At 56.9% G+C, this 13,444-nt stretch carries 10 protein-coding genes and 1 pseudogene; 7 read left to right on the forward strand and 4 right to left on the reverse strand.

The window, feature by feature from the left end; all coding sequences use genetic code 11:
* Positions 1-179 (reverse strand): annotated as a pseudogene (gene glyA / locus ACR0B3_RS00005) (serine hydroxymethyltransferase); the annotation flags it as partial.
* A gap of 168 nt (positions 180-347) precedes the next feature.
* Between glyA and ACR0B3_RS00010 the strand changes: the two are divergent.
* The gene (locus ACR0B3_RS00010) at positions 348-1,109 is read left to right on the forward strand and encodes an NAD kinase (protein WP_480807321.1); all 762 of its coding nucleotides are present in this window, start codon (positions 348-350) and stop codon (positions 1,107-1,109) included.
* A 280-nt stretch (positions 1,110-1,389) separates the two neighbouring features.
* On the opposite strand, the gene ACR0B3_RS00015 is transcribed toward ACR0B3_RS00010, so the two are convergent.
* The 3 genes from ACR0B3_RS00015 to ACR0B3_RS00025 form a co-directional block, all read right to left on the reverse strand.
* Positions 1,390-2,823 carry an amidase family protein gene (locus tag ACR0B3_RS00015; protein WP_480807322.1) on the reverse strand — a complete coding sequence of 478 codons (1,434 nt, stop codon included), beginning with the start codon at positions 2,821-2,823 and terminating at the stop codon, positions 1,390-1,392.
* A 93-nt stretch (positions 2,824-2,916) separates the two neighbouring features.
* Positions 2,917-4,806, reverse strand: coding sequence for a propionate-CoA ligase PrpE (gene prpE, locus ACR0B3_RS00020; RefSeq protein WP_480807323.1), 1,890 nt, complete (start codon positions 4,804-4,806; stop codon positions 2,917-2,919).
* Between the two features lie 285 nt (positions 4,807-5,091).
* Entirely contained in the window at positions 5,092-7,365 is a 2,274-nt protein-coding gene (locus ACR0B3_RS00025) for an NADP-dependent malic enzyme (protein WP_480807324.1), read from the reverse strand.
* Between the two features lie 346 nt (positions 7,366-7,711).
* On the opposite strand from ACR0B3_RS00025, the gene ACR0B3_RS00030 reads away from it, so the two are divergent.
* The 6 genes from ACR0B3_RS00030 to upp all read left to right on the forward strand — a co-directional run bounded on the left by ACR0B3_RS00030 (position 7,712) and on the right by upp (position 13,443).
* Positions 7,712-8,815 (forward strand): cupin domain-containing protein, encoded by a 1,104-nt coding sequence (locus ACR0B3_RS00030; protein ID WP_480807325.1) that lies wholly within the window; start codon positions 7,712-7,714, stop codon positions 8,813-8,815.
* Positions 8,816-8,918: 103 nt separating this feature from the next.
* Positions 8,919-9,311, forward strand: a complete 393-nt coding sequence (locus ACR0B3_RS00035) for a cytidine deaminase (protein ID WP_480807326.1) — start codon at positions 8,919-8,921, stop codon at positions 9,309-9,311.
* A 4-nt stretch (positions 9,312-9,315) separates the two neighbouring features.
* The gene (locus ACR0B3_RS00040; RefSeq protein ID WP_480807327.1) at positions 9,316-10,623 is read left to right on the forward strand and encodes a thymidine phosphorylase; all 1,308 of its coding nucleotides are present in this window, start codon (positions 9,316-9,318) and stop codon (positions 10,621-10,623) included.
* The gene (locus ACR0B3_RS00045; protein ID WP_480807328.1) at positions 10,620-11,831 is read left to right on the forward strand and encodes a phosphopentomutase; all 1,212 of its coding nucleotides are present in this window, start codon (positions 10,620-10,622) and stop codon (positions 11,829-11,831) included. Before ACR0B3_RS00040 ends, ACR0B3_RS00045 begins: the two co-directional genes overlap by 4 nt.
* Positions 11,828-12,814: an adenosine deaminase gene (locus tag ACR0B3_RS00050; RefSeq protein ID WP_480807329.1), complete on the forward strand. Its 987-nt coding sequence runs from the start codon at positions 11,828-11,830 to the stop codon at positions 12,812-12,814. The genes ACR0B3_RS00045 and ACR0B3_RS00050 overlap by 4 nt, the downstream gene beginning before the upstream one ends.
* Entirely contained in the window at positions 12,811-13,443 is a 633-nt protein-coding gene (gene upp / locus ACR0B3_RS00055; protein ID WP_170591381.1) for a uracil phosphoribosyltransferase, read from the forward strand. Before ACR0B3_RS00050 ends, upp begins: the two co-directional genes overlap by 4 nt.
* Position 13,444: the final 1 nt, after the last annotated feature.

Raw genomic sequence — 13,444 nt, forward strand, 5'->3', positions numbered from 1 at the left:
TTGGTCATCACCGAGCCCTGCGCCTCCATCACGGCGGCCGAGACGATGTTTTCTGACGCGATCAACTCGATCTCATCGCGTTGGCGACCCAATTCGGAAGTGATCGAGCCGAACAACTCGGGGTCACGATCAGCAAGCGATTGGGTGAAGAAACCGGTATCTCGAAGGTTGGCGTTCATAGTGCCTCCACAGGGCTGGGGTTTATCTGGCGGATTTCCTATCGGAAACGATGAATGTCAGAAAGGCTGTAAAGCGACGAAATGGCCTGCTATGGCGTCAACTCTGGCCTAATGTGGAAAGGTATGTTTGTTTCGGAACCAAATGTGCAGCACTGGAAACCACAAAACATGACCAAGAGAATCGCCTTTCTGGCCAGCGATGCCAAAGTGGCGCAATCTGCCCGCGATACGCTTACCGAGCGCTACGGCAATGTGGCACCGCGAGATGCGGATGTGGTGGTGGCGCTGGGCGGGGATGGCTTCATGCTGCATACGCTACAGGGCATCCAACATCTGGACACGCCGGTTTATGGAATGAATCGCGGCACCATCGGCTTTTTGATGAACGAATATGCCGAAACCGATCTGATGGCCCGGCTTGCGGAAGCCGAGGAAGAGGTGATCAACCCACTTGCGATGACTGCGATGGATCAATCTGGTCAAACGCACGAAGCACTGGCGATCAACGAGGTCTCCCTGCTCCGCGCGGGGCCTCAGGCCGCGCGGCTACGGATCAGTGTGGATGGGCGCGTTCGGATGGCCGAGCTGGTGTGTGATGGCGCGCTGCTGGCCACACCAGCGGGCTCTACCGCCTACAATTACTCGGCACACGGTCCCATCGTTCCTATTGGCGCAGACGTTTTGGCCTTGACCCCGATCGCAGCATTTCGTCCACGACGCTGGCGCGGGGCGTTGTTGCCGAAGGTGGCGAAGGTCAGGTTCGATGTGATCGAGGCCGACAAGCGTCCAGTTATCGTTGCTGCTGATTCTATATCGTTCCCGGATATCGACTGGGTTGAGATCAGATCAGAAGCTTCAATCCAACATCGCATCTTGTTTGACCCCGGGCATGGGTTGGAAGAACGCTTGATCTCAGAACAATTTACATAAATATCAGCACGTTGATGATTTTTCTGTCTCTTGTGTGAACCAGTTCACATGCAGCGCGATAAGGGTTTGTTAACTTTGACCTACCCGGAGAACACGCCAAGGTGGAAGTGAGTGGCCATCAGACGGTGTTTTCTAATAATTGCGCAGTTTACGCGCTGGCGAGGGTGGGTGGTGCTACGCTCGTCATCTTGATCCGGGCTTATTTTATTATGCGGACCCCGGGTGCAAAATCCCGGGGTCGATTTCGTTTTAAGGCGATGATGGCTTGGCGGGCGCCAATTCAGGTGTCCATTCGATCCCATAGAATCGAAGCCATCGAACCTATGCGTTCTTCAATTGCGGCTGCGGCATCGACGGCCATGTCTTCGCGCCAACGCCTGGCGGCGATCTGGACATTGATAGGTTGTGGCCCATTCGGCAATTCGGCGAGTCGCGCAGGAACGCTTGCCGCGGGCAGCCCGAGAAAATTCATGGCATAAGAATACACGGCGCAGCCCAGAACTTCATGCACACCATCAGCACCTTCGGTATCACGATCAGGCTTGAAGAAGGGTTGCGGCAGGAAGGGGGACAGAACCAAAGGATAATCCTGCATGAACAGAGACCATTCGCGGGCATAGTGGCTGCGCTTGGCCAGCGCTTGTATCAGGTCGTCTCCAATGATCGGTGGGAATTCCTGAAAATAGACGTCGAAGATTTCACGAATGGTTTGCGAACCGGCCGCCTCGATATCAGTTTTCATCAAGGTCAGCACTTCACCCATCAGCGCGCGATACCCGACGCGGCCGCATTCGAATACATCCGGCGGATCGATTTCCTCAACCACGTACCCGGCATCGACCAATGCGTCCCGCGCGGTGTCGAGCGCTTTGTCTACGTCTGGATGCAAAGCATAACCAAAGGTGTTTTTCGTAAAGGCGACTTTGATTGGCCGATCCAATTCCTCGCCGCGCCAAGGCATTGGAACATGGAAAGGGTCGCGCGCGTCTGCGGCGATCAGGCTCGGCATCGACAGGTGCAAATCCTTGGCGGTGCGCGTAATCAGGCCCTGCACCGACATCGATTGTGCGAGCATCCCACGCTCGACCTTTTGGCTGGGGTTCCATGCCGGAACACGACCGAGCCCCGGTTTCACGGTAATCGCGCCGTTGGCTGCTGCCGGAAAACGCAGGCTGCCGCCGATATCGTTGCCATGACTCAGCGCGCCGATTCCAGCCATCACAGCAGCCCCCGCGCCACCCGACGACCCGCCGGCTGAGATATGACGACCCCAGGGATTATGCGTACGCCCATAAAGCGGATTGTCAGTATCCGCGCGGAATGAGAATTCTGGCGTGTTCGTGCGCCCGATGACGATGGCACCCGCCTTCTGCAGATTGGAGACAACCGGAGCGTCGTTCGGCGCAATTGTATCCTTCAGGGCGACCACGCCGTTTGTCGTTGCGTGGCCCTTTTGATCGACATTGATTTTGATCGTGACGGGAACACCGTGCAAAGGCCCCGCCGGTGCGCCCTTTGCTCGAGCGGTGTCCAGTGACTTTGCGCGTACTAGCGCCTCCGAGCTCAGATCCTCGACCACCGCGTTCAGAGCAGGGTTGGTGTTGAGCATACGATCCAGTGCGCTTTGCACCGCTTCTTCAGCGCTGATCTCACCCGAGCGGGTCAGTTCGGTCAGTTCAGTGGCGCTCAGCCGCCAGATGTCGCTTTGTGTCATGGGCCCTCGCAGTCTCAGGCCGACATTAGGCGGCTTGAGACGGGTTGCAAGGGTAACAGCAGAGTTGGATAGATGGACGCCGCCCTTCAGGCGCTATTGCGCATAACCAATGCTGCGCAGAGCTGTTGTTATTTCATCCAGAATGGCCGGGTCATCAATCGTCGCTGGCATCTTATATTCCTTGCCGTCAGCAATCGATACCATCGTACCGCGCAAGATCTTGCCGGACCGCGTCTTTGGCAGACGATCTACGACAACCGCCGTCTTGAACGCGGCAACCGGCCCGATTTTGTCGCGCACCATTTTGACGACATCCGTCACGACGTCATCGTGACTGCGATCCGAACCTGCATTGAGGCACAGGAAACCAACGGGCATTTGCCCCTTGAGTTGGTCTGATACCCCGATCACAGCGCATTCTGCGACATCAGGGTGGGCGGCCAAAACCTCCTCCATTCCGCCGGTCGACAGGCGGTGGCCTGCAACGTTGATCACGTCATCTGTGCGGGCCATGATGTAAAGATACCCATCGTCGTCGATCATGCCCGCATCACCGGTTTCGTAGTATCCCGGAAAATGCTCAAGATAAGACTTCTTGAACCGCTCTTCCGCGTTCCAGAGCGTCGGCAATGTGCCCGGCGGCAGTGGGAGCTTTACTGCGATGGCCCCAAGTTCACCGGGTTTCATTGGTTGGCCGCCTTCATCCAATATCTGAACGTCATAGCCCGGCATGGGTTTGGCAGGTGAACCCAGCTTGATTGGCAGTTCCTCGATCCCAAGTGGGTTTCCTGCGATGGTCCAGCCAGTTTCGGTTTGCCACCAGTGGTCAATGACAGGAACGTTCAACGCATCCTGCGCCCAAATAATCGTGTCAGGATCAGCCCGCTCGCCGGCAAGATACAAAGCCTTCAGGCAGGACAGATCATACTTCGACATCAATTCCGCCCCCGGGTCTTCGCGTTTGACGGCGCGAATGGCGGTAGGAGCGGTGAAGAAGCTTTTCACCTTATGCTCAGAGATCACGCGCCAGAAGGTTCCCGCATCGGGCGTTCCAACGGGCTTGCCTTCGAACACGATCGTCGTGTTTCCGTGGATCAGCGGAGCGTAGCAGATATAGGAATGGCCCACGACCCATCCTACATCCGAGGCCGCCCAGAATACGTCGCCCGGATCAACATTGTAGATGTTCTTCATCGTCCAATTCAGCGCGACCAGATGGCCCGCTGTCGGGCGCACAACACCTTTGGGTGCACCGGTGGTGCCAGAGGTATAGAGGATATAGGCCGGATCGTCGCCGCTGACCGGTACACATTCTGCGGGCTCGGTTCCGTACTGAAAACCATGCCAGTTGACATCGCGACCCTCGATCAACTGTGCAACTTCTTGTTCGCGCTGGAAGATCACGCAAAATTCGGGTTTGTGGCTGGCCAGGTCGATGGCGCCGTCCAACAAAGGTTTATAGTGAACAACACGCCCCGGCTCGATCCCGCATGAGGCGGCGATGATCGCTTTGGGTTTCGCGTCGTCGATCCGAACTGCCAACTCATTGCTGGCAAAACCTCCAAACACGACCGAATGCACGGCGCCAAGGCGGGCGCAGGCCAACATCGCCTCCAGCGCTTCGGGAATCATCGGCATGTAGATGATGACACGATCCCCCTTCTCGACGCCTTTTGCACGCAACGCGCCTGCCAGATTGGCGACGCGGTTGCGCAGCTCAACATATGATATTTCGCGTTTGGTGTGGGCGATTGGGCTGTCATAGATGATTGCGGTCTGCTCACCCCGACCATTTTCAACATGGCGATCTACCGCGTTCCAGCAGGTATTCACCTTGGCATCGCTGAACCATTCGTAAAGAGGGGCATTATCGTCAAACAGAGCCTTGCTGGGGGCCTGAACCCAATCGATCCCTTTCGCGGCCTCCATCCAAAACGCTTCGGGGTCGTTTTTCCAGCTCTCGTAGACGTCTTGATATGCCATAATGGCCTCCTCCCAAAATCCCTCAGCATCGTGTTAGGCATCGTGGTTGCGTCGGGCAAGCAATGCGGATTGCAGCGCGTCAGTTTATCGCAAAATCTTTGCAGAACCTTTCAAAATTGCCTGCAAATTTTTGCAAACCCTATGGCATCGTGCATAATCTAAGCAGCAAAAATGAGAAGTTGCAAATCTGCAAACTTGATGGTGCAAAAGTGGCAACGCTAACAGAATCAAAACGGGCACCTGATCTGGCACCCGCTTTTCGATATCGATCTGCTTCACCCGCAACTATCCATAGTGAGCAACCGGCGTCCCAGCGATTGCTGCCATGTTCAATAGACCTCTGGCGGTAATCGACGGCGTCACAATATGGGCCTTGTTTCCCATCCCCATTAGGATTGGGCCAACTTCGAGCCCATCGGCCTTCATCTTCAGAATATTGCGCACCCCACTTGCGGCATCCGCATGGGCGAAAATCAGGACATTCGCAGCGCCCTTCATCCGCGAGTTTGGAAAGATGCGTTCGCGCAAATCTGGATCCAGAGCCAAGTCCAGATTCATCTCACCTTCATACGTGAAATCACGTGGTTCAGAATCGAGAATTTCAAGCGCGGCCCTCAGACGTTTGCCCGATCCTTCGGCCTGGTTGCCAAACTGAGATTGCGAACAGAAGGCGATTTTGGGTTCCAGACCGAACCTGCGCACGTGACGGGCCGCACCAATTGTTGTTTCGGCCAATTCTTCCGGCGATGGCAACTGTCTGACATGCGTATCCGCAATGAACAGGGGGCCATCTTCCAAAATCATCAACGACAGCGCGCCATGAGGACGCAGATCGCCATCGTCCAGCACCTGTTCGACATAGTTAAGATGCCAGCGATATTCACCGAATGTCCCGCAGATCATACTATCGGCTTCTCCACGATGTACCATGATCGCAGCGATGGCGGTGTTGTTGGTGCGCATGATGGCCTTGGCCAGATCGGGGGTGACGCCTCTGCGTTGCATGATCTGGTGGTACGAGTTCCAATAATCGTAGTAACGCGGATCGTTCTCGGGGTTCACGATCTGGAAATCCTGTCCCGGCCGAACCGTTAGCCCTAGTCGTTCACAGCGTGCATCGATAACATCGGGTCGCCCGATCAGGATCGGTGTTTCAGTAGTTTCTTCAAGGATCGCCTGCGCTGCGCGCAATACACGCTCATCCTCGCCTTCGGCATAAACGATCCTTCGCGAGGCCGCGGCGGCAGCTTCAAACACGGGCCGCATTAGAAGAGCGGATTTGAACACGGTCTGGTTCAGCCGCTCTTTATAGGCTTCCAAATCTTCTATGGGCCGTTTCGCGACACCGCTTTTCATAGCGGCCTGCGCAACCGATGAGGAAACCACCCCTACAAGGCGCGGGTCAAAGGGTTTGGGGATTAGATAATCAGGACCAAAGGTCAATTGCTCGCCTTTATAAGCTGCAGCCGCCTCGGCGCTGGTCGTCGCGCGCGCCATGTCTGCAATACCGTCGACGCAGGCAATCTGCATCTCATCATTGATCTCGGTCGCGCCAACATCCAACGCCCCCCGAAAGATAAACGGAAAGCACAGAACGTTGTTTACCTGGTTCGGAAAATCGCTGCGGCCTGTTGCGATGATCGCATCAGGGGCAACCTCGCGCGCGGCTTGGGGCAGGATTTCCGGGGTAGGGTTGGCCAAAGCAAAGATGATCGGGGCCTTGGCCATCTTCTCGACCATCTCGGGTTTCAGAACGTTCGGCCCGCTGAGTCCTAGAAACAGGTCGGCATCTCCGATCACATCATCCAACGTACGCAGATCCGTTTTCTGCGCAAACTGGTCCTTGTGCGGATTCATGTCTTCGGTGCGACCTTCATAGACCAGCCCGTGTATGTCACACAGCCAGATGTTTTCACGTTTGACGCCAAGCTTCACCAACATGCTGAGGCAGGCAATCCCAGCAGCACCGCCACCGGTGGATACGACTTTGATATCCTCGAATTTCTTGCCCGCCACGTGCAGTGCATTCTTTGCTGCGGCGCCAACGACAATGGCGGTTCCGTGCTGATCATCGTGAAAAACGGGAATGTTCATCCGATCCCGGCACAGCTTTTCGACGATAAAACAATCCGGTGCCTTGATGTCTTCAAGGTTGATCGCGCCAAATGTCGGCTCAAGCGCGCAGACGATATCAGCCAGCTTTTCGGGATCGGGTTGGTCGACCTCGATATCAAAGCAATCGATACCTGCGAATTTCTTGAACAGGACGGCCTTGCCTTCCATCACAGGTTTCGACGCCAAAGCTCCAATATTGCCCAACCCCAAAACCGCTGTACCGTTTGAGACAACAGCCACAAGGTTCCCGCGGGCAGTATATTTCTCGGCATTCGCCGCATCGCTTTTGATTTCAAGGCTGGCCTCGGCGACACCCGGGGAATAGGCCCGCGCAAGATCACGACCGTTTGCCATCGGTTTGGTGGCCTTGATTTCAAGCTTTCCGGGTTTTGGATGAGCGTGATAATCAAGCGCGGCCTGTCGCAGGTTCGGTGTGTCAGACATGGGCAATTCAACTCCGTTCCAAAATTTGTTTGATGGTTAAGCTATTTTTTGTGGCTTGGCTATGTAATGACAGTTCACAGTCGATCTTTGCCTTCATGCAGACCAAGATAAACCCTTTGAGGTATTATTTTTCCTTAACAAAGCTTCAACAGATTCGCACAGTCACGAGCCGTGAACGGACTATAGTTCAGTCGAGTACGGGCAATGAATGTCATCACTTTGCGCCTTTGACACTGAGTTGCCAATTAATTGGAGCCAAATCGTGCCCGATTGACGCATTTTTCGGTTGGCGTTTTTGCATCGGTTCTGATCGGATGGCCAAAACCCCGTTCCGAAGAGACACAGAATGAACAGCAATCCCAGCCAGACCCAGACGCGCGCTGAAATCCGACTTCCGACGCAAGAGCTGCGCAACGATATTCCATTTTATACCAAGGTTCTGGGCATGCGGATGGACATGATCTATCCAGCAGATGATCCCCGCACTGCAGTCTTTTCAGGCCATGGTCTGCGATTGCGGGTCGAGAAAGACGCGCCCGAGGCAGCGGGCACTTTGCGCATTCTGACCTCAAACCCAGATGAGTTTGCAGATGGACAGCGCAGTCTGGTAGCCCCAAACGGTACCCGGATCGAGATTGACGAATTGGACCCACCGTTGGTCATGCCTGACACAGTGCATTCTTACGTGGTGCGCAGGCTCAAGGATCAAGCGCCGTGGATCATTGGGCGGGCGGGCATGCATTATCGCGACCTTGTGCCGGATCGGTTGGGCGGGTCGATCATCGCCAGCCATATCCGTATCCCTGACGGCGGTCCGGTACCGGATATGGTGCATTTTCACAAAGTAGGGTTTCAGCTCATCTTCTGCATTCATGGCTGGGTCGATGTGGTTTACGAGGATCAGGGCGACAAGATGCGCCTGACGGCAGGCGATTGCTTTATCCAGCCACCCGAAATACGCCACCGCGTGCTGGAAGCGTCGGATAATGTGCAAGTGATTGAGATTGGTGTGCCAGCCGAGCATGTCACCGAGATCGATCATGAGATGGAATTGCCGACGCCCCATTTTCGGCCGGATCGAGAATGGCAGGGTCAGCGGTTCGTTTACAATCAGGCAAATGATGCCGGCTGGGTGCCATTCCGTTTGCCCGGTTACATCTGCCGCGACACGACGATTGCCGAGAATACCAAAGGCGTGGCGGGCGTTCAGGTCGTGCGTCGTGGCGAGGGGAGCCCGCAATGGGCCAGCCACGATACCGACATACACTTTACCTTTGTGATGAATGGTGAGGTGACGCTTGAAGGTGAAGGGCGTGAGCCTTATCGGCTGGAGCAGGGAGATGCTTTCGTTATCCCGCCGGGGATGCGAACCCGGCTGTCGGATCCCTCAGAGGACATTGAGCTGCTGGAAGTGACTTTGCCAGGGACCTTCAACACAACGCTGGGTTAGGGCAAAGAAGACGCGGATAAAGGCGCTGGGGGGCTTCAAATCCTCCGGTGCTTTCCATTAGGGTATGATATTCTGACCAGATGATCAAAAATTGGGATTCGCCATGTCTTTGAAAGATGCAGCTTTGGCCGTTCGGGAAAACGCCCACGCGCCGTATTCAAATTTCAAGGTTGGGGCGGCTATCCGGTCTGGTTCGGGTGTGGTCTATCGCGGCTGCAACGTTGAGAACGTAGCTTACCCCGAGGGCACCTGTGCCGAAGCTGGCGCGATTGCAACAATGGTTGCTGCCGGTGAAACGGAACTGACCGAGGTCTATGTGGTTGCCAGCAGCCCGCAGCCTGTACCGCCATGTGGCGGGTGCCGACAAAAACTGGCCGAGTTCGGCAAGGGCGATGTGGTCGTCACCATGGCAACGGTTGATGGAGTTGAAACCAAGACCACAATCGCCGACCTGTTGCCCGGTGCATTCGACGCTTCACATATAGAGGATGTCTAACCGCATGGATGCGCGCTCGATCATCGCCAAGCTTCGCCGCCAAGAGGTGCCGACTGGTGTCGAACTGCATTGGTTTGCTCAAGGCCTCGCCGATGGCGGCGTTAGTGACGCACAGGCCGGTGCCTTCGCGATGGCTGTTTGCATGGGCGAATTGGGAGCCCAAGGGCGGGCAGATCTGACCGTTGCCATGCGCGACAGCGGCGAGGTGCTGACTTGGGATCTGGACGGGCCTGTGGTCGACAAACACTCGACCGGCGGCGTGGGCGATTGCGTCAGCCTGTTGCTGGCCCCTGCCTTGGCCGAGTGCGGCGCTTACGTGCCAATGATCTCGGGGCGCGGCCTTGGTCACACCGGCGGCACGCTGGACAAGCTGGAGGCTATACCGGGTGTGACCACTCAGATCGGGCAGGCGCGGCTTACTCAAGTGCTGAAAGACACAGGGGCGGCCATTGTCGGGGCGACCGGTCAGATAGCACCAGCGGACAAGCGTCTGTATGCAGTGCGCGATGTGACGGCGACGGTGGAAAGCCTCGATCTGATTACGGCATCGATCCTGTCCAAGAAGCTGGCGGCCAGCCCGGATGCGCTGGTGCTGGACGTCAAAGTGGGCAGCGGTGCGTTCATGAAAACTCTCGATGATGCGCGCAACTTGGCGCAGGCCCTGACCGAAACAGCAAACGCCGCTGGCTGCAGGACATCCGCCGTTATCACCGATATGAACCAACCCCTTGCGTCGGCGCTGGGCAATGCGCTGGAAGTGGCCGAGGTGATGAAAGCGCTGACCAGCGGGCAGGGGTCACGGCTGGCAGAGATTTCTGCCGAGTTGGGTGGTGTTCTGATGGCGGATGCTGGAATGTGTGCAACCGCAGATGAAGGTCAAGCCACGATCACCGAGGTCATCCGCGATGGCCGCGCCGCCGAACGGTTCGGACGCATGATGGCCGCTGTCGGTGGCCCGGTCCATTTCGTTGACACTTGGGCGCGCTTTTTGCCCGAGGCCAATGTCATTCAAGAGGTGCACGCCCCCCGAGATGGATATGTCTCTGCCATTAATGGCGAAGCGCTGGGCCTAACGGTCGTGGCGCTGGGCGGTGGGCGTCAGGTCGAAAGCGATGAGATTGATCCGGCGGTCGGTTTGTCGGGCATTCTGCGGCTCGGCGACAAGGTGGCCAAAGGTGTCCCGCTGGCGGTTGTCCATGCGGGCCGCGAAGATGCAGCGCAGCAGGCTGCGGCGGCGGTTTTGAGCGCAATTACCCTAAGCGATACACCGGTCACCCAACCGCCGCAGGTTCACGAAAGGATCAGCGCATGAGCCGCGCTTTCCTTGTAGTGATGGACTCGGTCGGTATCGGCGGCGCACCGGATGCGGATCAGTTCTTCAACGGGACAAAGCCCGATACGGGTGCGAATACAGTAGCCCATATTGCGCAGGCCTGTTCCGAGGGGCGCGCGGAAGAAGGGCGAGCCGGTCCATTGCACCTGCCCAATCTGGATGCCTTGGGGCTGGGTGCAGCGACCCGTTTGGCTTCGGGCGCGCCGACGCCGGGGCTAGAGGCTGTGCCCACTGGATTGTGGGGCTGTGCGCATGAACAATCACCGGGCAAGGATACTCCTTCGGGCCATTGGGAATTGGCGGGCTTGCCGGTGCCCTGGGATTGGCATTATTTCCCGGACTCCCAACCAGCGTTTCCCGAAAGCCTTGGTAGAGCCGCTGCCGAAGCAGCGGGAACCGAAGGCATCTTAGGCAATTGCCACGCCTCAGGCACGGCAATTATTGCTGAACTTGGGGCCGAGCATATGCAGAGCGGCTGGCCGATCTGCTATACTTCGGCAGACAGCGTGTTCCAGATTGCCGCGCACGAAGACAGCTTTGGGCTCGATCGCTTGCTGGATATGTGCCGCACCCTTGCGCCCCACCTGCACGAGATGAAAGTGGGCCGCGTTATCGCCCGGCCGTTTGTCGGGACGCCCGAAACTGGATTTACCCGGACAACCAACCGCAAGGATTTTGCCATCGTTCCCCCGGCCCCCGTGCTGACGAATTGGGCGCAGGATGACGGTCGCCGTGTGCATGCGGTGGGAAAAATTGGCGATATCTTCTCGATGCAAGGGATCGACACGCTGCGAAAGGGCTCGGATGCAGAGTTGATGCGCCACCTGTCGCAACTCGTAGATGAGGCGGAAGAGGGCAGCCTGACCTTTGCCAACTTTGTTGAGTTCGACAGCCTCTATGGTCATCGTCGTGACATTAGCGGCTATGCCCGTGCGCTGGAATGGTTCGACCGTGAGATTGGGGTGACCCTGCAAAAGCTTCGCCCCGATGATCTGTTGCTTCTAACCGCAGACCATGGCAACGACCCGAGTTGGAGCGGCACTGATCACACACGTGAACAAGTTCCAGTGCTGATCGCAGGGCAAGGAACGGGCGAGATTGGTTCGGTGAACTTTGCCGACATCGCGGCCAGCGTTGCACACCATCTGAACATACCGGCACAAGGGCCGGGAAGGAACTTTCTATGACTGTCGCCGACCTACCGAAGATCGAGTTGCATTTGCACCATGAAGGGGCTGCACCGCCCGACTTCATTCGGCAGCTTGCCCATGAAAAGCGCGTGGACCTGAGCGGGATATTCAAGCCCGATGGCTCATATGACTTTCGCGACTTTGCCCACTTCCTCAGTGTGTATGAGGCTGCCTCAGAGGTATTGAAATCACCCGAGGATTTTCGCCGCCTGACGTTGGCAATTCTGGAAGAAAGCGCTGCGAATGGAGTGGTTTATTCGGAAACCTTCCTAAGCCCGGATTTCTGCGGTGGCGGCGATTTGCATGCCTGGAAGGATTACCTGACCGCCATTCAGGACGCCGCGGATGAGGCCGAGCGCAAATTCGGGATTACACTTCGCGGGGTCGTAACTTGTGTCCGCCATTTCGGGCCCGAGCAATCCAAGCGCAGTGCCTATTGCGCGGCGGAAACCGCGGGGAACTGGATCACTGGTTTTGGCATGGGCGGCAACGAATCCATTGGCACGCAAGGCGATTTCAAATGGGCCTTTGATTGCGCGCGTGAGGCAGGTTTGAAACTGACGACCCATGCGGGAGAGTTTGGCGGCCCCGAAAGCGTGCGCGATGCCATCCGCGATCTGGGCGTTGAGCGCATCGGTCACGGCGTTCGTTCCATTGAAGACCCCGACCTAGTGCTCGAACTTGTCGACCGGGACATCACACTTGAGGTCTGTCCGGGCTCGAATGTGGTGCTGGGCCTGTTTCCCGATTTCGCAGCCCATCCAATCTCGAAGTTGCGCGATGCGGGTGTGAAGGTCACGGTATCCACCGACGACCCGCCGTTTTTCCATACCACCATGCGGCGCGAATATGAGATGTTAGGCGAAGCATTTGGCTGGCAAGCCGAAGACTTTGCAGCCCTCAATGAAACGGCCCTGAACGCGGCTTTTTGCGATGAAGAGACCCGCGCAAGCGTCAAGAAAAGACTGGAGATATCATGAGCGATCACCTGACCGTCGTCGACCACCCGCTGGTGCAGCACAAACTGACGCTCATGCGAGACAAGGGAACCTCGACCGCCGTGTTCCGGCAACTGCTGCGCGAGATTACGCTGCTGCTGGCCTATGAGGTCACCCGCGAGATGCCGCTGACCACGCGCCACATCGAAACCCCGATGGAAGAGATGGACGCGCCGATTCTGGCGGGCAAGAAACTGGCGCTGGTCTCTATCCTGCGGGCCGGGAACGGGATGCTGGACGGGGTTCTGGAACTGATCCCTTCGGCACGTGTTGGATTTGTCGGGCTTTATCGGGACGAAGAAACGCTGAAGCCGGTCCAGTACTATTTCAAGGCCCCCGAAGGGCTGAAAGACCGCTTGGTCATTGCCGTTGATCCAATGCTGGCAACCGGCAACAGCTCGGCTGCGGCCATTGATCTGCTGAAAGAGCAGGGGGCGAGCGATATTCGTTTTCTCTGCCTTCTGGCCGCCCCGGAAGGGGTCGCGCGCATGAAAGAGGCGCATCCGGATGTGAAAATAGTCACGGCGGCATTGGATCGCGAGTTGAACTCAAAGGGCTACATCATGCCAGGTCTCGGTGATGCCGGGGATCGGATGTTTGGCACCAAATAGG

The organism is Ruegeria sp. CE9 (assembly GCF_056537425.1).

Excerpts from the sequence above, each read along its gene's own strand:
- ACR0B3_RS00035 (WP_480807326.1), top strand. The coding sequence starts at position 8,919 with ATGTCTTTGAAAGATGCAGCTTTGGCCGTTCGGGAAAACGCCCACGCG.
- ACR0B3_RS00015 (WP_480807322.1), bottom strand. The coding sequence starts at position 2,823 with ATGACACAAAGCGACATCTGGCGGCTGAGCGCCACTGAACTGACCGAA.
- ACR0B3_RS00050 (WP_480807329.1), top strand. The coding sequence starts at position 11,828 with ATGACTGTCGCCGACCTACCGAAGATCGAGTTGCATTTGCACCATGAA.
- prpE (WP_480807323.1), bottom strand. The coding sequence starts at position 4,806 with ATGGCATATCAAGACGTCTACGAGAGCTGGAAAAACGACCCCGAAGCG.
- ACR0B3_RS00045 (WP_480807328.1), top strand. The coding sequence starts at position 10,620 with ATGAGCCGCGCTTTCCTTGTAGTGATGGACTCGGTCGGTATCGGCGGC.
- ACR0B3_RS00030 (WP_480807325.1), top strand. The coding sequence starts at position 7,712 with ATGAACAGCAATCCCAGCCAGACCCAGACGCGCGCTGAAATCCGACTT.
- upp (WP_170591381.1), top strand. The coding sequence starts at position 12,811 with ATGAGCGATCACCTGACCGTCGTCGACCACCCGCTGGTGCAGCACAAA.
- ACR0B3_RS00010 (WP_480807321.1), top strand. The coding sequence starts at position 348 with ATGACCAAGAGAATCGCCTTTCTGGCCAGCGATGCCAAAGTGGCGCAA.
- ACR0B3_RS00040 (WP_480807327.1), top strand. The coding sequence starts at position 9,316 with ATGGATGCGCGCTCGATCATCGCCAAGCTTCGCCGCCAAGAGGTGCCG.
- ACR0B3_RS00025 (WP_480807324.1), bottom strand. The coding sequence starts at position 7,365 with ATGTCTGACACACCGAACCTGCGACAGGCCGCGCTTGATTATCACGCT.